The sequence below is a fragment of the Luteitalea sp. genome (assembly GCF_022842525.1).
GTDB lineage: Bacteria > Acidobacteriota > Vicinamibacteria > Vicinamibacterales > Vicinamibacteraceae > Luteitalea.
Window position 1 is genome coordinate 27,583 of the sequence record NZ_JALHPM010000020.1, and the last position, 16,803, is coordinate 44,385.

Annotated in this window: 24 protein-coding genes; 5 read left to right on the forward strand and 19 right to left on the reverse strand. The window is 69.8% G+C overall.

The features are described from left to right. Positions 1 to 2: 2 nt before the first annotated feature. From Q0C41_RS06300 to Q0C41_RS06365, 14 genes are all read right to left on the reverse strand, one after another. Entirely contained in the window at positions 3 to 638 is a 636-nt protein-coding gene (locus Q0C41_RS06300; protein ID WP_291981971.1) for a DNA cytosine methyltransferase, read from the reverse strand. Further along, a complete protein-coding gene (locus Q0C41_RS06305; protein ID WP_291981973.1) occupies positions 635 to 1,327 on the reverse strand; it encodes a hypothetical protein in 693 nt (230 codons plus the stop codon). Before Q0C41_RS06305 ends, Q0C41_RS06300 begins: the two co-directional genes overlap by 4 nt. 113 nt (positions 1,328 to 1,440) lie before the next feature. After that, positions 1,441 to 1,674 (reverse strand): hypothetical protein, encoded by a 234-nt coding sequence (locus Q0C41_RS06310; RefSeq protein ID WP_291981974.1) that lies wholly within the window; start codon positions 1,672 to 1,674, stop codon positions 1,441 to 1,443. Beyond that, positions 1,671 to 2,576, reverse strand: coding sequence for an ATP-binding protein (locus Q0C41_RS06315; protein ID WP_291981976.1), 906 nt, complete (start codon positions 2,574 to 2,576; stop codon positions 1,671 to 1,673). Before Q0C41_RS06315 ends, Q0C41_RS06310 begins: the two co-directional genes overlap by 4 nt. After that, on the reverse strand, positions 2,576 to 3,241 hold the full coding sequence (locus Q0C41_RS06320) for a GapR family DNA-binding domain-containing protein (RefSeq protein ID WP_291981978.1): 666 nt from the start codon (positions 3,239 to 3,241) through the stop codon (positions 2,576 to 2,578). Before Q0C41_RS06320 ends, Q0C41_RS06315 begins: the two co-directional genes overlap by 1 nt. Next, positions 3,238 to 5,592 (reverse strand): SMC family ATPase, encoded by a 2,355-nt coding sequence (locus tag Q0C41_RS06325; RefSeq protein ID WP_291981980.1) that lies wholly within the window; start codon positions 5,590 to 5,592, stop codon positions 3,238 to 3,240. Before Q0C41_RS06325 ends, Q0C41_RS06320 begins: the two co-directional genes overlap by 4 nt. Further along, entirely contained in the window at positions 5,589 to 6,212 is a 624-nt protein-coding gene (locus Q0C41_RS06330) for a hypothetical protein (protein WP_291981982.1), read from the reverse strand. Before Q0C41_RS06330 ends, Q0C41_RS06325 begins: the two co-directional genes overlap by 4 nt. Further along, positions 6,209 to 7,426 carry a metallophosphoesterase gene (locus Q0C41_RS06335; protein ID WP_291981984.1) on the reverse strand — a complete coding sequence of 406 codons (1,218 nt, stop codon included), beginning with the start codon at positions 7,424 to 7,426 and terminating at the stop codon, positions 6,209 to 6,211. The genes Q0C41_RS06330 and Q0C41_RS06335 overlap by 4 nt, the downstream gene beginning before the upstream one ends. A gap of 2 nt (positions 7,427 to 7,428) precedes the next feature. Then, complete coding sequence (locus tag Q0C41_RS06340; protein ID WP_291981986.1) at positions 7,429 to 8,523, reverse strand: hypothetical protein; 1,095 nt, start codon at positions 8,521 to 8,523, stop codon at positions 7,429 to 7,431. Then, complete coding sequence (locus Q0C41_RS06345) at positions 8,516 to 8,815, reverse strand: hypothetical protein (RefSeq protein WP_291981988.1); 300 nt, start codon at positions 8,813 to 8,815, stop codon at positions 8,516 to 8,518. The genes Q0C41_RS06340 and Q0C41_RS06345 overlap by 8 nt, the downstream gene beginning before the upstream one ends. Positions 8,816 to 9,252: 437 nt before the next feature. Beyond that, positions 9,253 to 9,666 carry a helix-turn-helix domain-containing protein gene (locus Q0C41_RS06350; protein WP_291981989.1) on the reverse strand — a complete coding sequence of 138 codons (414 nt, stop codon included), beginning with the start codon at positions 9,664 to 9,666 and terminating at the stop codon, positions 9,253 to 9,255. Beyond that, a complete protein-coding gene (locus Q0C41_RS06355; protein ID WP_291981991.1) occupies positions 9,663 to 9,929 on the reverse strand; it encodes a hypothetical protein in 267 nt (88 codons plus the stop codon). The genes Q0C41_RS06350 and Q0C41_RS06355 overlap by 4 nt, the downstream gene beginning before the upstream one ends. Next, positions 9,926 to 10,324, reverse strand: coding sequence for a hypothetical protein (locus tag Q0C41_RS06360; RefSeq protein WP_291981993.1), 399 nt, complete (start codon positions 10,322 to 10,324; stop codon positions 9,926 to 9,928). Before Q0C41_RS06360 ends, Q0C41_RS06355 begins: the two co-directional genes overlap by 4 nt. After that, positions 10,321 to 10,827: a hypothetical protein gene (locus Q0C41_RS06365; protein ID WP_291981995.1), complete on the reverse strand. Its 507-nt coding sequence runs from the start codon at positions 10,825 to 10,827 to the stop codon at positions 10,321 to 10,323. The genes Q0C41_RS06360 and Q0C41_RS06365 overlap by 4 nt, the downstream gene beginning before the upstream one ends. A 77-nt stretch (positions 10,828 to 10,904) precedes the next feature. On the opposite strand from Q0C41_RS06365, the gene Q0C41_RS06370 reads away from it, so the two are divergent. Then, entirely contained in the window at positions 10,905 to 11,030 is a 126-nt protein-coding gene (locus tag Q0C41_RS06370) for a hypothetical protein (protein WP_291981997.1), read from the forward strand. Here the strand turns inward: Q0C41_RS06370 and Q0C41_RS06375 are convergent. Next, positions 11,027 to 11,242 (reverse strand): helix-turn-helix transcriptional regulator, encoded by a 216-nt coding sequence (locus tag Q0C41_RS06375; protein ID WP_291981999.1) that lies wholly within the window; start codon positions 11,240 to 11,242, stop codon positions 11,027 to 11,029. The two genes, Q0C41_RS06370 and Q0C41_RS06375, sit on opposite strands and share 4 nt — an antisense overlap. Here Q0C41_RS06375 and Q0C41_RS06380 point away from each other — a divergent pair. The 4 genes from Q0C41_RS06380 (at position 11,241) to Q0C41_RS06395 (ending at position 13,710) form a co-directional block, all read left to right on the forward strand. Continuing rightward, complete coding sequence (locus tag Q0C41_RS06380) at positions 11,241 to 11,609, forward strand: helix-turn-helix transcriptional regulator (protein ID WP_291982002.1); 369 nt, start codon at positions 11,241 to 11,243, stop codon at positions 11,607 to 11,609. The two genes, Q0C41_RS06375 and Q0C41_RS06380, sit on opposite strands and share 2 nt — an antisense overlap. Positions 11,610 to 11,743: 134 nt before the next feature. Continuing rightward, the gene (locus Q0C41_RS06385; protein WP_291982004.1) at positions 11,744 to 12,307 is read left to right on the forward strand and encodes a hypothetical protein; all 564 of its coding nucleotides are present in this window, start codon (positions 11,744 to 11,746) and stop codon (positions 12,305 to 12,307) included. 5 nt (positions 12,308 to 12,312) lie between these two features. Beyond that, positions 12,313 to 12,564, forward strand: a complete 252-nt coding sequence (locus tag Q0C41_RS06390) for a hypothetical protein (RefSeq protein ID WP_291982006.1) — start codon at positions 12,313 to 12,315, stop codon at positions 12,562 to 12,564. Positions 12,565 to 12,567: 3 nt separating this feature from the next. After that, positions 12,568 to 13,710 carry a tyrosine-type recombinase/integrase gene (locus Q0C41_RS06395; protein WP_291982008.1) on the forward strand — a complete coding sequence of 381 codons (1,143 nt, stop codon included), beginning with the start codon at positions 12,568 to 12,570 and terminating at the stop codon, positions 13,708 to 13,710. Positions 13,711 to 13,902: 192 nt separating this feature from the next. Here the strand turns inward: Q0C41_RS06395 and Q0C41_RS06400 are convergent, their stop codons facing one another. The 4 genes from Q0C41_RS06400 to Q0C41_RS06415 are packed head-to-tail and all read right to left on the reverse strand — an operon-like array spanning position 13,903 to position 16,673. Next, positions 13,903 to 14,247: a hypothetical protein gene (locus Q0C41_RS06400; protein WP_291982009.1), complete on the reverse strand. Its 345-nt coding sequence runs from the start codon at positions 14,245 to 14,247 to the stop codon at positions 13,903 to 13,905. Next, entirely contained in the window at positions 14,244 to 15,662 is a 1,419-nt protein-coding gene (locus tag Q0C41_RS06405) for a hypothetical protein (RefSeq protein ID WP_291982011.1), read from the reverse strand. Before Q0C41_RS06405 ends, Q0C41_RS06400 begins: the two co-directional genes overlap by 4 nt. 9 nt (positions 15,663 to 15,671) lie before the next feature. After that, entirely contained in the window at positions 15,672 to 16,031 is a 360-nt protein-coding gene (locus Q0C41_RS06410) for a hypothetical protein (RefSeq protein WP_291982012.1), read from the reverse strand. A gap of 12 nt (positions 16,032 to 16,043) precedes the next feature. After that, entirely contained in the window at positions 16,044 to 16,673 is a 630-nt protein-coding gene (locus tag Q0C41_RS06415; RefSeq protein WP_291982013.1) for a hypothetical protein, read from the reverse strand. Between the last annotated feature and the right edge of the window lie 130 nt (positions 16,674 to 16,803).

Sequence of the window (16,803 nt, forward strand, 5' to 3'; positions counted from 1 at the left end):
GGCTACGACACCCCCAGCGGCAGCGAGGCGGCATCGGCCGCGCCGTCCACGTACTCAAACGCGATGCGGTTGACGAACTGCCAGCGCGAGCACGGCGGGTGCGTCCGCATGAACATCTCCGTGAACTCGCGGGGCGTCATCTCCGGGAAGCCCTCCGCGATGACGTCCTCCGGCGTGATGTCAGCCAGCGGCTCCTCGCGGACGCTCACGATGCGGAGCACGGCGAGGCGGCGGACCTTCTGCCCCTTCTTCAGGCCCATGCCCTTCTCGACGTTCTCGACGATGACCCACTTGGCGCGGGTGGCTTCGGCCCAGCGCAGGACGGCCCACGCGGTCGCGCGGTCCTCATCGTCGATCGCCTTGTCGCCCTTCGCCGAAATGTGGTTCACGCAAGACGGCGAGGCCCACAGCAGGTCGAGGTCACCCCCAGTGACCTGCCGCGGGGCGATGCCATCGATCGGCTCGCAGATGTGCCGCGCCTCTGGGTGGTTGGCGGCGTGCGTCTCGACGGCCGTCGGCCAGTGGTTGACCGCGGTGAGGTCGAGACGAGCGCCCAAGGCATCGGCGACGCGACGCAAGCCCGTGCTGGAGCCGCCTGCGCCGCAGAAGAGGTCGGCGGCTCGGATGATGGCGCTCATGCAACCTCCTCATTGACCGACACCCCGGTCGTCACCTGCGTCGCGGCCAAGAGCGCCTCGGCGCATTCAAGCCCACGGCGATAGAGGTTCACGATGGACTGGACGTTTCGGGCATCAACATCGAGGACGGCCCTGACTGCTGTTCCGATCTTGGTGCCGCTCTCCCATGAGCGCCCCAGGCAGATACCAGAGGCCGCCTCGAACTCTGCGACCTTCTCCTGTAGTTGCTTGTAGTCCTTACGCAGGTAGCTGGTCTCCGACTCCGCGATGCGCTTCGCATCCGCGACCGCCTCGGCGCGGGCCTCATCCAGCCACTTCTGTGGCACGTTCGCCTCCGCGGCGCGACGCAGGATGGCGGCCAGGAACGCCCGCGTCATCTCCTTCGGTGCCTCCAGACGCACCGCGGGCTTGGCGACCCGCAGGGCCTTGCCATCGAACTCGTAGAGCCCCCACGGCGTTGGAAGTTCGTCAACCGGCACCACGCCCTCCGGGGCCGCGATGAACCAGAAGTCGCAGTAGCGCGCGATCTCGTCGGCTTTCTCTGGCTGAACGAGTTCGCGGCGCCAGTCGGAGCGGGAGACCTTGATCTCGAAACCGTACAGGTCGAGCCCGCGCGAGGGCCACAGACTCATGGCCACGGCGTCGGCATGGCGATAGGTCCGTGCGCCTGTGCCGTTGCCGACCTGCACGAAGGTCGCGTACTCCGGCGCTGCGAATCGTTTGAAGATGGCATCCTCGATGTCACGGGCCTGCCACTGCGTCTCGGGACGCCTGTCTCGCAGTCGTTTGGTGGTCGCCATGGCTACGCCGCCCTCCGTCGCTGCGCCTTGCGCTCGGCAGGCGTGTAGAACGCCGCGTCGACCTCACCGCGCGACACCGCGAGGCGCATGGCCGCACGGGCGTCGGCGACGGCCTTGTCACAGGCGGGGCAGGTGTCCCCGTGATGGTGCTGCGCCATCGGCACGCCGAACGCGCACACGATGCCGTCGGGCCACACGTAGCGGGGCGTGAGGGGGAGGTGGAGTTGGGCGGTCATGCGGCACCGTCCATCCTGGCCGGCGGCCAATCCATCCCGGTCAACGTCCCCAGCGCCCGCGTGTCCGCCCACAGCGGCGGCTGCTCCATCTCTGGCGGCGGCGCGATGGACGCCACGATCCGTCCAAAGACGTCCACCGGGCTGCTGATGTCGACGTGGAGCCGATGCGCGAGGACCAGTGAGCGCTTCATCCCCTCCATCAACTGGCGCAGCAGGCTGGGGCTGCAGCCACAGGTCACCGTAACCAGCATGTCGACCGCCTCGTCGTGGAGGTCGAACGGCGCCGCGTACTTGCGGAGAATCGCAAACCGCTCGACATCCCCGGGAAGGGCCACGGAGATCTGCAGGCCGAACCGTCGCCACATGGCGCTGTCCAGCGCCGACTTCGCGTTCGTCGCCGCCATTCCGATGCCTCGGAATCCCTCGATGCGGCGTAGCAGCACGGTCAACGCCTGATTTCGTTCCTGTGCGGCCGACGAGTCCCCCTCCATCCGCTTCTGGCCGATGGCGTCGAACTCGTCGAGCAAGAGGACGCAGTGCTGCTCGAGTACGCGCAGGAGATCGAAGAGGGCGCCCAGGTTCTGCCCGGTCTCTCCGAGGTACTTGGCCACCAGGCGCTCAGACTGGACCGCGACAAGCGGCAGGCCCAGCCTGGCCGCGAGGTGATGCGCAAGCGTGGTCTTTCCAGTGCCTGGAGGGCCGTACAGCAGCGCCAGCCGGCGTGGCTCGATGCCGACCGCGGCCAACTCGGTGGCGTTGTTGATCTCGACCAGCCACTCATGGACCGCATGCGCCACCGCTGGCGCAAGGATGGGCTCGTCGACATCCTTGGGCTGCAGGACTTCGGCGAACTTCGCCACGTCTCGCAAAGCGCGGGCAACCGCGTCACGATCGGTCGACATCAGGCCGCGCCCTTCTTGAGGTCGTCGCCCTCAGCATCGCCATGGGGCGGCTCCGTCGCCGGCTCGGACGGTTTCTCCGCGGGCTTCGTGGTCCGGCGCTGATACGCCTCCGGCAGGTCCATGCCGTGCGACTTGCGCTGCGCGCACCAGCCCTCGTCCCAGGCCGCCCGGCAGGGGTCACCCGCGCCGTAGGGGTTGTCGTAGATGCGCTTGCCAGCCTCCGCGGCCGCGCCGCCTTCGGCCCGTGCCTCGTCCGGATCTTTCAAGGCCAGCGGCTGCTGAGCTGCGCGCGGAGCGGCAGACGGCATGCGCTGCGGCTCGTCTGACGGCGAGTCGTCCTGCTGCGTCGACTCGTCCTCGTCTGCCGGCTTGTCGAGGCGCCGCCTCGCCTCTTCCGGCAACGGCTCCCCGTCTAGCATTGCAAGCGCCGCCATGTAGATCGCCTCGAGGGCACGTCGCTCGCGTCGCTGTGATGGCGTCAGGGTGCGTAGCTTCAGGACGACCTTCAGTGTGGGCACATCGAAGCCCTGCGTCTTCGCCCGCTCGAAGCCATCACGGAGAGCCTCGCTGGCGTCATCACGGAGAGACGTCAACCGCTCGAGCTCGTGGACATGCTGCACAAGGCGCTCGTTCTGGCTCATCTGGTCCTGCTGGGTGCGGCTCATGCGGCCTCCAAGGCGTAGGGGGGCAGGGCCACCGTGGCGCGTCCGGCGTCGAGCCGAATCTGCGCGTCGGCCTGGCTCGCCACGTCGGGGTTGTGGGTGATGAAGAGCGTTTGCGAGAAACCGGCCATCTCCTGCACCTTGCGGAGCATGGCGACGTACCGCTGGGCGTTCTCCGGGTCGAGCGCCCCCGTGGTCTCGTCGCGCCAGCAGGTCCGCACCGGCATGGGCGACCGCTGGTTGACGTACACCGCGATGGCGTTGCGGAAGGCCTCTGAGACCACCACCTGCTCCCCGCCTGACAGGTCGCCGATGTCGCGCGTGGATCCGCCGCCCTGGTTGTCTGTGACGGCGATGGTGAATTCTGATTTGCTGCCCTTTCCGTCCGCCTTGGCGACCTGCGTCACGAGCTCCAGCGAGAAGCGCGGGCCGTGGCAGACCTCGAGCAGCTCGTTGGTATACGCGGAGATAGTCGGCCCGGCCGCGTCGATCTCGAGTTCGGGCAGGCCGTCCTTGCCGAGCGCCTTCGCGAGCAGCGACCAGTCCAGCAACTCCTGCTCCACCTGCGCCAGCCGGCCGAGGAGGTCGGTCGCCTGTGCCCGCTTCGCGTCGAGGGCCTGCCGCTGCCGCGCGAGGGCGTCGAGGCGTGCCTCCGTCGCGGCAATCGTCGCGGTGACGGCATCCCACTGTGTGCGCGCTGCCGTGAGCTGCGCCTGGAGCGCGAAGTGCGCCTGGTGCCGCGTGCTGACCCCGGCGATGTCCGCATCCGCGGCGGCGAGGTCGGTGGTCAGCGTCTCGATGCGGTCGGCCAGCAGCGCCTGCCGTTCGGCCAAGGCGCGCTGCCCATCGGCGAGACGTGCCGTGGCGGCGTCTCGCTGCGCTCCCGCGTCCGCGATGAGGCGCGCCCGCAGGGCGTGCAACTCCTGCACCCGGGCCTCGGAGGCCTCGAGCTTGGGCGCATAGTCGGCGGTCTTCGCCGCGACCGCCCGGGCCTGCGCGGCCGTGGTGATGTCGGCCTGGTACGACGCCATGACGGTGGCGACGTTGTCGCGGGCGTGGACCAGCGTCGCGACTCGGTCGGCCAGCGCCGCCTTGGGCTCGAGCTGCGCCACCAGCGCGGAGAGGGACGCCTGCGCCTGGCGGGCGTTGGCGAGGAACGCGCAGTCGGCGTAGGCGCCCTCGCCGTGGCAGGGGACCGTGTCGAGCAGGGCCGCGTCAGACGTTGCCCGCCGCTGCTGCTGCTCCACCGTCCCGAGGGCGGCAAGTTCCCGCTCGGCCGCGGTGAGCTGCTCCACCGTCGCCCAGTGCTGGCGGGTGGCGGCGTCGAGCATGTCGCGCAGGTCGGCGATCCGCTGGTCGAGACTGGCGACTTCCGCGACCGCCGCGCGGATGGCGCCCGCCATGCCCTGGATGGTCGCGTTGCCAGCCAGCTTCGTGTCGATGTCGGCGAGGTCCGCGGCCTGTGCCGTCTCGAGCCGCGCCAGCGTGTCGGCCGTGGTGCGTTCGAGCGTGGCGCGCTCCTGCTCCACCTGCGCCCGCTCGGCCTGCCGGGCCTGCAGTTCGCTGGCGAGCCGGGCCCGCTGCTGCGTGGCCGCCGCGAACGCCGCCGCCGCGTCGCCCATCAGCGCCAGCCGTGCCTCGATGTCCGCGACAGCCGTCTGCGTCTCGCCGCGGGTGGCCTTGGCCTGCGCGAGGTCGCGATCGAGCGTGAGCCGTTCCGCGTCGAGTAGGGCGTAGGCCTCGGGGGTCGTCTCCGCCGTGAGGCTCGCCAGCCGCGTGGCCATCCGCATCCGCCCGAGGTCGAGCGTGCCCGCGAGGGCCTTCGCCGTTGCGCCCATCGCCGTCATCGCGCCGAGGCCGAGCAGTTCGCCGAACAACTCGCGCCGCTGCGCCGGCTTCAGGCCGATGAAGTTGCCCGCCTGGTTCTGCGCCGCGAAGGCGGAGGCCAGGAGCAGGTCGCGCGACGGGAAGTGCTGTCGCACGGCGGCATCGAAAGTTGTCGCCTTTCCGTCGTTGAGCAGGCGCGTGGTGCCGTCCGGCGCGGTGTGTTCGAGGACGGCGTCGGTGGTGCGCCGCACGCCATCGACGTTGACGCGCGCCCGGTACCGGCCCCGCTCGGCCACGCTGAAGGTCGCCTCGATCGACGAGTCCTTGCCGGTCGCGTAGGGCGTGAGGTCGCCGCGGCTGGCGAACTCCCGGTAGACCGCCGCGATGGCGCCCTCCAGCACGGTGGTCTTGCCGGCGCCATTCGGGCCGCAGATGGCGACCAGTCCCGCCGGCAGGCTGGACAGGTCGATCGAGACGGGGTCGGTGAAGCGGAGGAAGCCGCGGATCGTGAGGTTGTCGAGCTTCATGCCGCACGCCCCTTCTTGGCGGCCTTGGGCGCCTGCAACCGCGCCACAAGCGCGTCGAAGTCGGCCATCTTCAGCCGTACCTCCACCTCCGTCGGCTCGCGGCTCGCGATGAAGTAGCCGAGCGACGCACGCCCGCCGGCGCCCGTGGTGGCCCACGCCTTCTCGACGCGCGCCTTGTGGTCGTCGAGTTCCTGCTCCTTCGTCCGCCGCAGATCAAGCGCGTGGTCCACCTTGGCGGAGGCCCTGACAGCGAAGGCGACGGCGCGATCCATGGCCTTGGCCCAGCCCCGCTCGCCTACCTTCGGCGCGAAACGCTGCGTCGCGCGCTCGGCGCCGTACGGCTTACGGAGCGAGTCAGCGTCAACAGACACCCGCAGGTAGTCGATATGAAGCGACCCTCCTGTGACGGTGACGCCACGGACAGGCTCGACCTCGACGTGCGCGTGAACGACCTTGCCGGAGTCGCGAGCCAGCCGTGTCTCTGCGCCGCGCCACATGTTCCACGAGCGACCTTCGCTGCGCTTCGTCAACTCCGGCAGGGCGGACTGGAGAAGGCGCACGGTCTGGGCCACGATGTAGGCCTCGCGGGCCTTCTCTGATTTCGTCAGCTTGTCGTTCATGCCGCCACCTGCTTCCCCGACTCCTGCGCCGCGAGGCCTTCGGCCTGCGCCAGCCACGCCTCGACGGAGGCGCGCAGCGTCGCCTCGTCCTGCGTCTGCAGCCGCGCCAGCTTCTCCAGCACGCTGGCCGGGGTCACGGTGTCGGTCGCCAGCGCCCACGCGGTGAGCTTGTCGGCGAGCGTCACCGCCTGGGCCACCGCAGGGGCACGGAGCGCCCGGTCAGGGACCGCGATGGGCTCGACCTGCAGCGTCGCCGCCCCCGCGAAGGGCACGCGCACCGAGGCGTGGTCGAGGAACCGCTGCTCAGACTGGGCGTAGCGGTAGCGCACCCGCACCTCCGCGCCCTCGATGTCCGTGCCGGCCGGCAGGTCGTGCGCGAAGCCCTCGCGCGAGAGCGTGCCCTCGACGTGGAGCATCGCCGGCACGTCCAGCGGGCGGGACGACACCGCGTGCTGCCCCTGCGCCGGGCCGAGCGCCACCACGAGATATCGCTTGTCCTCGGTCTCTCCAAAGGACTGGCGCGCGATGGATCCGGCGTACGTCAGGCCGTGGATGTCCTGCGATTTGTGGATGTGGCCGGCGACCTTCGGCATGTCGGCGAAGAGGGCCAGGTGCTCGGCGGCGATCGACAACTCCCGGCCGATGTTCGGCTGGCCCGAGGACGCGATGGCCCCGGTGACGTTGACGTGCGCCGCGAAGAGGACCGCATCACCGTCGGCCCGCGCGTCCGCCAATTCCGCCGCCAGCTCGCGGCAGATGTCGAGCAGCGCGCCATCGCCCGCCCGGAGGGCCTCATCCGGCGAGAGGCCCATCGCGGCCAGCATCCCCTTGAACGGGTACGGCAGGCAGGCCACGGACACCGCGCCGTAGCGGCTGTCGATGCGGACGACGCCGGGGTGTTCGACCACCGTGATCGCGTGCGTCGCCTTCAGCTTCGCGAAGACGGTTAGCTCGCCTTCGTGATCGTGGTTGCCGCGGAGAAGGATGACCGGGGCCGCGTTGGCCATGGCCTGCAGCCGGCGGGCCGCGTCGTTGCGGTCGGCCGCCGTGCTCTTGGCGTGGAACAGATCACCGAGGCAGAGCCAGGCGCCGAGGCGCGGCAGATCGAGGCCGTCGGTGATGATGCGGTCCCACGAGGCCAGCCGCTGCTCGCGCCGCCCGTCCTGCTGCAGATGGATGTCCCCGATGGCGGGGATCTGGAGGTTCGTCGCCATGGCTACAGGCTCCCCATTCCCGGCAGGCCCTGGGCGCCGCCGCTGTACGGTTCGACTTCGAGGATGGAGAGGCCGTTGTAGCCGTCGTCCTCGCTGATGATCTGGACCGGGGTCTTCGCCTCGAAGTGCTGCTGGAGCACGCGCCCGATGTCGGCGCGGATGGTGTTGTGCTCGACGCCGTGGGCATCGACCGCGAACCACTTGAGGAACGTGCCGTCGCCGCTCTTGCGCTTCTTCGGCTCGCTGCGCAGGGCCTTGATGGGGCCGTACGCCTCCGAGGGGTCGGGCTCACTGCTGCCGGGCGCGTCGATGGGCGGTGCTGCCTGCTGTCGCTGCTGCGGGGCGGGCGCGTCGTCGTGCTCGATGTCGTCGAAGGCGGGCTCGGCGAGCTGGCGCGAGGCCGGGTACAGCGCGGAAGTGCCGGCCAGGTGGCGCTCGGTGAGGATGCGCCGCGTGTCGGGGTCGGTCATGTCAGGCTGGTAGACCACGCGCACACCGATGAACGGCTTCACGAGGTCGGCGGCGGTGAACTTCTGCGGCAGGCCTGTCCCGCACTCACGAATGACCGCGTTGATGGCCCGCGTCTCGCAGTTGCGGAGGCCGTTCTTCCGGGCCTCGCTGAGCTGGTTGGCGCTGAAGCCCTTCGTGCGCGGCGAGCCATCGCGAAGATCCCAGTCCTGCGTGGACTCCCGGCGGATGACCGCGCCGTCGAGGCCGAGATACGTCGCGACCGCCTTGATCTCCCAGTAGTTCGCGATCGTGCGCGGGTCGGTGCGCTCGGTCGTGTAGGAGATGCCGAGCGCCTCGGCGATCTTGCGCAGGCCGCGCTTGGCGAGGGCGCGCTCGTTGTTCTGCAGCCAGGGCAGCTTGCCGCCGGCGTTGTCGTACACGTCCCCGTCGAGGCTCTTGGCGTCGGGGTTGATGGTCACGGCCGTGTACATCAGCCCGAAGTTGGGCGGCAGCGTCGAAATCTGCGAGAACGGCGCGAGGACGTGGTAGTTCGCCTGCCACGTCTGCAGCTTCTGCGTGTACTGCTGCGGCGTCACGATGAGCGTGGTCACCGGGGTGGCCGGCGCGAGGGCGGTGGAATCAGCCACGGGCCACCTCCCCACTCGCCGCGTCCGCGATGAGTTCGCCGATGATGCGCTCGACGAGGCCGACGTCGCCCCGGATGACCTGCGAGCGGCGCACGAGGGCCAGGCTGATCTGCTCGGCCGTCGCGTGCGTCGGGAAGGAGTCGACGAAGGCCTTGGCCATCATCGCCTCGACGTCGGCGCCGCGGGCGGAGCGGAGCCGTTCGTACGTACCGCGTGCCGCCGCCAGGGCGTCATCGGCGAACGCATCGACCGTGCGCTGGTCGACGCGGCCCGTCATCGGGGGGATGTGCATGGGGTGGGGATTCCGGTATCGTCGTGGGTGTCGCATGGGTCTGGCCCTCCTAGAGGCCGGTCCTGCAGGCCCGCCCGGTGGTGACACACCGTGGCGGGCCGTTTTGTTGCTGCCTGCTGTTGCTGCTGCTGCTGTCCTACCCTTCGCCCAAGGGCGCCGACGCACCAGGGAATTCCGGTGAGGGTCGTGCCGGCGCCCTCGGGTGGCGCTAACGACCGGGCCTCTCCCCGTGGTCACGTCTGGTTCCTGGTGCGCCTTGATAGGCCTGCTCCAGTGGGCGACGTCCCCCGCTGCTCGTGGCTACCCGAACGGTGACCGCTTCCAACGCAGGCACCGCGTGCAGATGTAGCCGGGCACCGGCCAGCCGTGGCGGTTCGCGCGGAATTTCACGGCCCACACGCAGCCGCCGATCCAGCACCGCAGACTCAGGCCGCGCATCAGAAGAGCCTCCCCGTGTCCTGCGCGCGTTCGGCGAGAACGGTAAGCGGACCCTTCGCAATCGAGCCGACAACTGGGAGCGAACTGAGATACCCAGGCTGCCCCGGCATCGGCCCGCTGTACCGCGGCGCGAGCGTCCACACGATGCAGCCGCGGCCGTTGGCGTTCTTGCGCGTGGTGCCGCTGTCGACCAGCAGCCCGGCCTCGACCATGTGGCGGACCTGCGCGCTCACGGTCTGATGCTTCAGGTCCGTGGCCTCTTCGATCTCCGCGCAGGTGGCGCCACCGCGCCGTTCGATGACCGAGACGATCCGCGCGTCCACCGAGGGCAGCGCCGCGAGCACCGAGGCGAACGCCTGCCGCGACGTTTCGTGGTACAGCGCGAGGGCAGGCGCGTAGCGGTCGCGGCTCACTTCGCCTCCATGTCGAACTGGATGGTCATGGCGAACGGCAGGCGCGGATTGCCCACCGTCATCTCGGAGCCGAACTCACTCATCAACTCGTGGAGTTGCCACTCTGACCAGCCGTCGGCGTCTTCCTTCTTCGGCCTATACGACCAGCCGGCGATCCCATCCATCAGCGCCGTCCATGCCTGCCGCCTGAGTTCTCGGCCGTGATCGGTGAGCTGGACGCGCACCGTGTGATTCGCGTTGAAGTTCCGCCACCGTTCGCTCATGACGCCCTCCGCACGCTGAAGACCACGCCATGCTCGGCGCGCTCGAGATACCGCCGCACCCGCACCGCCGCGAACCGATAGGGCTGCTGGCCGATGCGTGGCAGCGCGGGGATCGGGAAGGTGCCCGCCTGCATCCGCCGCTTCGCCGTCGACCGCCCCATCCCCAGCACCGACAGCAACTGCTCCAGCGTCAGCGTCTCGCCCAGGTCCTCCAGTCGCACCACGCGCCGCCGGGAAGGACGCCCGCCCGGAACGTCGGCCGGGACGGGCGCATGCGGGGGCACAGCAGCAGCGACAGCGGGGGACTGCGATGCACCAGCGGCCTCCGACGAGGGGGCCAGTGCGGTGAGAGCCGATGACAGCGAGGCGTCCGCGCCGAAGCGTGCCGCGCTCATGCGGATCTCCGGGACGAGGCGAGTTCAACGACCGGACTGACCTGACGCTCGGCATACGCGAGCTGCGCCATGGCGCGGGCGGCGAGTTCCGTGGCGATGGATCGCAACTCCGCGACCTCCTTCTCCGTCCAGCGGCCATCCCGTGAGGCGACGGCGTGGTGCGTGAGCAGCGCCGCGAAGGCACCCGCCAGTTCCGCGAGCTGCTGCACGTCGGCGCGCTCGCATCCGGCCTGCGGCAGCGACACCACCGTCTGCCCCACCAACTCCGCCCAGTAGGCCAGGAGCGGCGAGGACTGCCCGCGACCTTCCGTCGCCGACAGGAACGCGGGGATCCGGGCGCCTGGGATGTGCGAGTCGATCGAGACGTCCGCCCACCCGTGCAACGTCTGCGGCGCGACGCCGACGATGTCCGCGATGGCCTTCGGGGGCCGACGCGCGCCGTCGATCTGTGCCTTCAAGGCCAGCTTTTGTTCCACCGCTCGCACGCTTGCCCGCATGTCCATGTCAGACCCTTCGCCGTAACTTTCGATAGCCGTTGTCAGGTAGCCGCCCTGCCCCACCCCGCCGTACGCTGCCGGGCATGCCGACATCCGATGTCGTCCGCCTCGCCACCCTCATCGCCCGCGTCCGTCGTGCGCAGGCTCGCTACCTCCGCTTGGTCGCGCGTCTCGAGCGCGAGCGCCAGCGGGTGGTCGCGAAGGGTTAGGAGGCTTTCGCGTGCTCAGGAAACAGCACGGCGTGAGGCACATCGAAGTAGCGGACCAGCGCCTCGCGTTCCGCGTCGGTCGGCTGCGCGTAGCCCTTCTCGATGCGCCAGTAGCGGTCGCGGGAGATGCCGAGCACCGCCGCCACGTCGAACTGGTTCACGGCTCGCTCGGCTCGCCGCACGCGCAGGGTGTTCGTATGTACGTACGTCATGATTGACGTACTGTACGTACCGTCGGAACGCTTGTCAACAACATTTCGCGCAGGCGAGAATCCGCCCACAGTGGTGCCGTTTGGCGACAGGCTCGACCAGATTCGGGAACAGTGCGGGTATGGGGTTGAAGCGCTTGCCAAGGAAGCGCAGATCAACCGTACGCAGATGGAGAATCTGCTGAACCGGATCTATCCGCCGTCGTCGGCGACGCTGCAACGCCTTGCGACGGCCTGCGGGGTGCCAATCGACGCCTTCATAGAGGGTGTCCGTACCCGCAGCAAGCCGCGGCCAGGTGGCGAATGGGCAGGGACGGTCAGGGTTGATCGGCGCCCCCCGCCCAAGCGGATCAAGCAGAGGCCGGCCTGATGACGAACCAATCGGGCAGGTTGCGGCCTAGTCAGGAAACGGGGCGGTTTGGCGAGTTGAACGAATCGCGCAGGAAGTCACCCGCCAAGGTGATTCAGTTCAGCAGCGCTTGGAACTTTCCGTAGGCGAGCAACATGAACGTCCGCATGATGCGTGTATCTGCCCTGTGCTTGATTGTCCTTGCATTCGCGACAACGTCCGAGGGCCAAGCGCTCAGCCCGCAGCAGGTCGCCGCGGCGCTGGCCGACACCAAGCATGACGGTGCCTACAAGATGGGGCCGTTCCGCGTGACCACGCCCTATGCGCGCGTCGTTGAGGCGCGCAAGGAGGCCGAGCGCGCGCTGCGCCCGGTCACCGCGGCAGACCTACCGGCCGACATTCTTGGCTCACACATCGTGGTGTGGGCCTTTCCGTACGCGACAGGCGGCGTCGCCTTCGTTCCCCCTGGTGTAAACAGCCCGGTCCGCATCATCCTGCGCCCCGTACGCTCCCGTGATCTCGCGCAAGCCGTGCAGCCCGTCTCGCTGGAGACCGTCCCGCAATCGTTCGGCAATGCCATGGGAGCGACATGGCCCGCGCAGGCCGTGGGCGCCATCTTCCCGCGCGAGGTCATCGCGACCGGGCAGTGGGAGATCGTGGCCATCTACCAAGCCGGGAACACACGGACGGCGAAGTTGACGCTGGCCGGGAAGCAGTGACGGCCATGCCACGGACGCCACGACGCTCCACGCCGTCCCCGCTGCGCCTCGTCTCGTCGCAGCCGACACCCGGGCCCCACGCCGCGCCCTTCGAGGTGCAGACGCCGACGCGCGCCGATCTCGATACCGGAGGCGGGCTGACGATCACGCGACGGCCTCGCCCGACCGCTGTTGACCTGCCGGCCGATGTCGAGGAGGCGATCACGCAGGCGCTGGCCGACGCGCTGGTGATCGACGCGCGACGCCGGGACGAGTAGCGGATGGCGGAACGGGAGTCACCCGGGCCGGGGATCCGCTGGGATGCGACGCGCCAGCAGTGGCGGGCCTTCGTGGAGGTCGGCTCAGGGGCGGGACGGACAGGGGGCCGGCTCACGACGTCGCGGCGGTTCCCGGAGGGGACGCCGGTGCGGGAGATGAAGCTGTGGCAGGACGCGGCACGGGAGCAGCTCCGGGCGCAGGGCCGACAGGACCGGCTGCACCAGGCCTCGCGGGGAGACGCGACAGCGGCGCCCGTCCCCGAGACACTCGCGCACGCCGCCAAGGCCTATCTGAAGACCATCAGCGCCATGCCATCGGCCGACACGCGGGGGCACGACCTCCGCGCCTGGGTGGCGGCGCTGGGAGACGTCCCGGTCACGTCCCTGACGGCGCGCGACCTGGCCGGCGTCTGGAATACGTGGCGCGCGAAGCCGTTCGCCGCCTCCACCCTGAACCACCGGCGCACCGCGCTGCTGGGCTGCCTCAAGCTCTGCGCGCCGTCCATGGTGGCGCTCGTCCGTGACACCCTGCCGCGGGCGTCCGAGCACTCCGACGTCCCGCGCGAACTCGCCTACGCCGACATCACGGACATCCTGCAGGCGATGCCGGCCGGCAAGGGTCGCGCCCTCCTCAAGGTGTTCGCGACCACGGGACACCCGCCAGCCACGCTGCGACGGCTGACCCGCGACAGCATCGACCTGCGTCGTGGCACGGTGCGCCTGCCGGCGCGACAGAAGGGGCGGAGCGTGCCCGGCGTGGTCCTGCCGTTGACACCGGCGGCGGTCGAGGCGTTCCGGGAGTTCATCGAGGCCGACGCCTGGGGCGGCGTGCGAGGGCAGACGCTGGCCATCATCTGGGGGCGGGCGGTCGCGACGGTGAACGCGGCGCGGGAGAAGGCCGGCCGGCCGCTCGTCCCGCCCTGCACGCCGTACCATCTGCGGCACTCATTCGCCGGCCTGGTGCTGGACGCCACCGGGGGCGACCTGCAGGCGACCAAGGAACTCCTGCAGCATGCCGACCTCGAGACCACCCTCCGCTATGCGCGTGGCCGCATCACGCGGAGCGTCGAAGCGGCAGCGAAGGCGGTCGGGCAGATCCAGCCCAGTCTGTCCATCCCCGAGAGATATGGGCCAGAATCGTCCTGATTCTCCCATTCCCAAGCCAGTCAGACGGGTTCGATTCCCGTAGCCCGCTCCACCGACTTTCCCCGAAACATCCGCAAATTCAGGCCAGTTCCTGCGAGCGCCGTGCCGTCGCGCTCGGCCCTCAACGGCCCCGCTGTCGCCACAGATCGCCGAGTTGGGCCGCCAGATCCATCCCGCCGATCCATCCCGCAATCAGACGCCGGGCAGGTTGGTGACCTCCACCACGACCACCGGCGAGTTCCAGGCCTTCCCGCTGCCGTAGGTGGCGCTGAGCACGAGGGCCCGCCACTCCACGTCCCGCGTCGTGACCATCGTCAGGTCGGCCGGGGTCAACTCGAGCGAGAGGACGCCGGCGGCCAGGGACGCCAGCACGTCTCGCCCCGTGAAGATCGTCGCCCCCGTGTCGAGGCTGGTCATGGTGGCGGTGATCGTCGTCAGGCCCGCGGCTTCGATGCCCGTGCCCGCGCTGTCGGCCAGCGGGATGCGGAGGATGGTCGTCGTGCCCTCGCGGACGCGCTGCGGGGTGCTGGTGCTCATGACTGGCCTACCTGAGTGATGGTCCCGACGTTGATGGCCTCGGAGACAGTGATGGGGCCGACGGTGGCCAGCGTTGAGGCGGTGATCGCGCCCATGACGATGACGTCAGGCACGTTCGACGACGGCGCCGTGAGCGCCGCGACGGCCGTCGCCTGCGTCGCCACGATGGCCGCCAGCGCGATCTGCGTAGTGAGCGTGCCCGTGGCCATCGCCGAGCCGACCAGTGCGGCCGCGAGGCCCGTGCTGGTGTCGAGCGCGCCCGCGACGGTGGCCGTCCCCGTGACGGCGCCGGCACACGTGATGCTGGTCGAGAGGGCCGCGGAGACGGTCGCCGTTACGGTGGCTGCGCCGGCCGCACGGATGGCCGTGGTGAGCGCGGCGGTCGTCGTCGCGGTGGCCGTCGGCGTGGCGGCAAGTCCGCTCCCAGCGAGCAGGTCGGCCGAGACGGTCGCGGTTGCCGTGACGGATGCGGCAGCCTGGATGGCGGTAGACAGGGCCGCCGTGGTGGTCGTCGTGCCGGTGATGCTCGCGCCGAGGCCGACCCCGGCTGACAGGTCGGCGGCGACGGTGGCCGAGGCCGCAACCGCTGCCGCCGCGCGGATGGCCGTCGTCAAGGCGGCGGCGGTCGTCGCAGACGCCGTGACGGATGCGGCTGGGCGGATCGCGGTGGTGAGCGCCCCCGTGACCGCGGCCGACCCGTCGACTGACGCTGCAGCACGGAGGGCGGTCGTCAGCGCCGCCGATGTGGTCGCGGCCGCCGTCCCGCTAGCGGCGAGCGTGGTATCTGCGCCCGTCGCTTCCGGAAACGCCGCGATGCATCCCGTGACCTGCCGCGGCGTCGAGCTTGTCCATTCGCCGCGGTCGTCGGTCACCGCACTCGTCGCGACCCGATACTGAAACATCACGCTTTCGGCGTTCGCGGCGGGAGTGATGCGCGTATAGGCCGGACTCGCGCCGGCTGTCAGCGTGCTGCCCGACACATTGAGGACGCCGACCGCAGAGATCGCCGCGCCGCCCGTGGTGTCGATGTTGCCCGACTGCGCGCTGTAGTGTGTCCCGTTGTTGCTCGCCGTGTTGAAAGTGTCGACGGTCGGCGTCCCTAGAGGGTCGAGGCCGTCCCACTCTTCTGCGACGGCCTCGAACGCGTTCGTCCCCGTATTCGCCGAGACGGTGACCGTGTGATTGCCTGCACTACACCCGTGCAGGTAGAGAATCGCCCCCGCACGGCCTGGGTTGTGCGCGACCGCGCTGGTCAACGCCCCGTCAAGGTTGCTCGACGCGGCGTAGGTGCGCACAGCCGCGGAAAACTGCGCGATCTTGACGACGAGGCTGCGCCCAGCCGCGACGCCATTGAGCGTCAGCGTGGCCCCGCCAGTGCCACTGGCGACCGTTGACTGAATGAACGCAGCCGCCATCGGGCCCCGCTACGCGCCGGCCGACTGTACGCCCGCGATCACGCCCAGCGCCACGAACCCGGCTTCGATCTCGTTCTGCGGCGTTGTGATCCACGCGCGATAGGCGTCACGCTGCTGCGTCGTGAGCGTCACGCGCCGGTAGAAGTCGAGCTGTTCGACCTCGATTTCGAGGATCGTGCCAGACAGCTTGAACCGACCGATGATCGGGTTCATCGTCGGCTCGGCCGTCGAGGTCAGTTGCACCAGGCCGTTGATGGTCTGAGCAACCGGGTCATGCACGATCTGCGACAGGATGAACTTGTTGTAGGAGACCGTCGTATTGCCGCCGAGGACGGACTTGACGGCGGGTGGCGTCGTGAGCGTGATCATGTCCGGCCGTCCTTACGCGAAGGTGATGGTGAGCGCGGCCGCCGCGAAGCTCGGCGCGGGGTCGGCGTTGTTGACCGTCTTCGGCGTGGTGAGCGCGCCCCAGAGCCACAGGTTCCCCACCGTGGCCGCGTCCCACACACCGAGGCCGAACACCAGGCCCCAGTTCGCGGTCGGCGCAGGAAACGTCACCGCGCCGTTGTTGCTGCTCGCGCCTCCGGTGCCGCTGCTGGCGACGGTCGATCCAGCCGACTGTGTGCCAGACCAGTTCGCCAAGCTACGCGTCAGCGACACACGCGCATAGGCCCCACCGCTGACCTCGGTCACGTTGGCGTTGGCGTCGAGGCTCGGCGTGTGCTCAGTCCACACCGCCGTTCCGTCGGTGACGGTGCCGCCGTCAGTCGTTGGGTATGTCGGTTCGCTCGCGCCGGTCGTGCCCGCCGTGGTCACCCGGTACAGCCGCCCGTTCGGCGTCGCAGGAATGACGGTATCGCCGACGCTCACCGCCGTGCTGCGGATGCTGTTGCTGTAGCCCCGCGTGGCGACGATGAGGCCGACATGCACGGCGGCCGGCGGCGTGAAGGCCTGCGCGCGCAGCAGGAAGTCGGTCAGGTTGTTTTCGAGGTAATTGGACATTGCTGCCATGTGCCTACTCCTGTGAAAGCCGAGGACTCGCCTGCCGCCTGCGCCCAGCCTGCGACCTGCGAGCACCGGAGCCACGCAGGGGAGCGTGGCCCTCGTCCGGTGAGTGAGCCAATCCGAACCGCGCTGGTCC

Excerpts from the sequence above, each read along its gene's own strand:
- Q0C41_RS06380 (WP_291982002.1), top strand. The coding sequence starts at position 11,241 with ATGATTGACGTACTGTACGTACCGTCGGAACGCTTGTCAACAACATTT.
- Q0C41_RS06355 (WP_291981991.1), bottom strand. The coding sequence starts at position 9,929 with ATGAGCGAACGGTGGCGGAACTTCAACGCGAATCACACGGTGCGCGTC.
- Q0C41_RS06390 (WP_291982006.1), top strand. The coding sequence starts at position 12,313 with ATGCCACGGACGCCACGACGCTCCACGCCGTCCCCGCTGCGCCTCGTC.
- Q0C41_RS06370 (WP_291981997.1), top strand. The coding sequence starts at position 10,905 with ATGCCGACATCCGATGTCGTCCGCCTCGCCACCCTCATCGCCCGCGTC.
- Q0C41_RS06345 (WP_291981988.1), bottom strand. The coding sequence starts at position 8,815 with ATGCACATCCCCCCGATGACGGGCCGCGTCGACCAGCGCACGGTCGAT.
- Q0C41_RS06360 (WP_291981993.1), bottom strand. The coding sequence starts at position 10,324 with ATGAGCGCGGCACGCTTCGGCGCGGACGCCTCGCTGTCATCGGCTCTC.
- Q0C41_RS06335 (WP_291981984.1), bottom strand. The coding sequence starts at position 7,426 with ATGGCGACGAACCTCCAGATCCCCGCCATCGGGGACATCCATCTGCAG.
- Q0C41_RS06415 (WP_291982013.1), bottom strand. The coding sequence starts at position 16,673 with ATGGCAGCAATGTCCAATTACCTCGAAAACAACCTGACCGACTTCCTG.
- Q0C41_RS06325 (WP_291981980.1), bottom strand. The coding sequence starts at position 5,592 with ATGAAGCTCGACAACCTCACGATCCGCGGCTTCCTCCGCTTCACCGAC.
- Q0C41_RS06315 (WP_291981976.1), bottom strand. The coding sequence starts at position 2,576 with ATGTCGACCGATCGTGACGCGGTTGCCCGCGCTTTGCGAGACGTGGCG.
- Q0C41_RS06320 (WP_291981978.1), bottom strand. The coding sequence starts at position 3,241 with ATGAGCCGCACCCAGCAGGACCAGATGAGCCAGAACGAGCGCCTTGTG.
- Q0C41_RS06400 (WP_291982009.1), bottom strand. The coding sequence starts at position 14,247 with ATGAGCACCAGCACCCCGCAGCGCGTCCGCGAGGGCACGACGACCATC.
- Q0C41_RS06300 (WP_291981971.1), bottom strand. The coding sequence starts at position 638 with ATGAGCGCCATCATCCGAGCCGCCGACCTCTTCTGCGGCGCAGGCGGC.
- Q0C41_RS06330 (WP_291981982.1), bottom strand. The coding sequence starts at position 6,212 with ATGAACGACAAGCTGACGAAATCAGAGAAGGCCCGCGAGGCCTACATC.
- Q0C41_RS06405 (WP_291982011.1), bottom strand. The coding sequence starts at position 15,662 with ATGGCGGCTGCGTTCATTCAGTCAACGGTCGCCAGTGGCACTGGCGGG.
- Q0C41_RS06395 (WP_291982008.1), top strand. The coding sequence starts at position 12,568 with ATGGCGGAACGGGAGTCACCCGGGCCGGGGATCCGCTGGGATGCGACG.
- Q0C41_RS06410 (WP_291982012.1), bottom strand. The coding sequence starts at position 16,031 with ATGATCACGCTCACGACGCCACCCGCCGTCAAGTCCGTCCTCGGCGGC.
- Q0C41_RS06375 (WP_291981999.1), bottom strand. The coding sequence starts at position 11,242 with ATGACGTACGTACATACGAACACCCTGCGCGTGCGGCGAGCCGAGCGA.
- Q0C41_RS06365 (WP_291981995.1), bottom strand. The coding sequence starts at position 10,827 with ATGGACATGCGGGCAAGCGTGCGAGCGGTGGAACAAAAGCTGGCCTTG.
- Q0C41_RS06385 (WP_291982004.1), top strand. The coding sequence starts at position 11,744 with ATGAACGTCCGCATGATGCGTGTATCTGCCCTGTGCTTGATTGTCCTT.
- Q0C41_RS06310 (WP_291981974.1), bottom strand. The coding sequence starts at position 1,674 with ATGACCGCCCAACTCCACCTCCCCCTCACGCCCCGCTACGTGTGGCCC.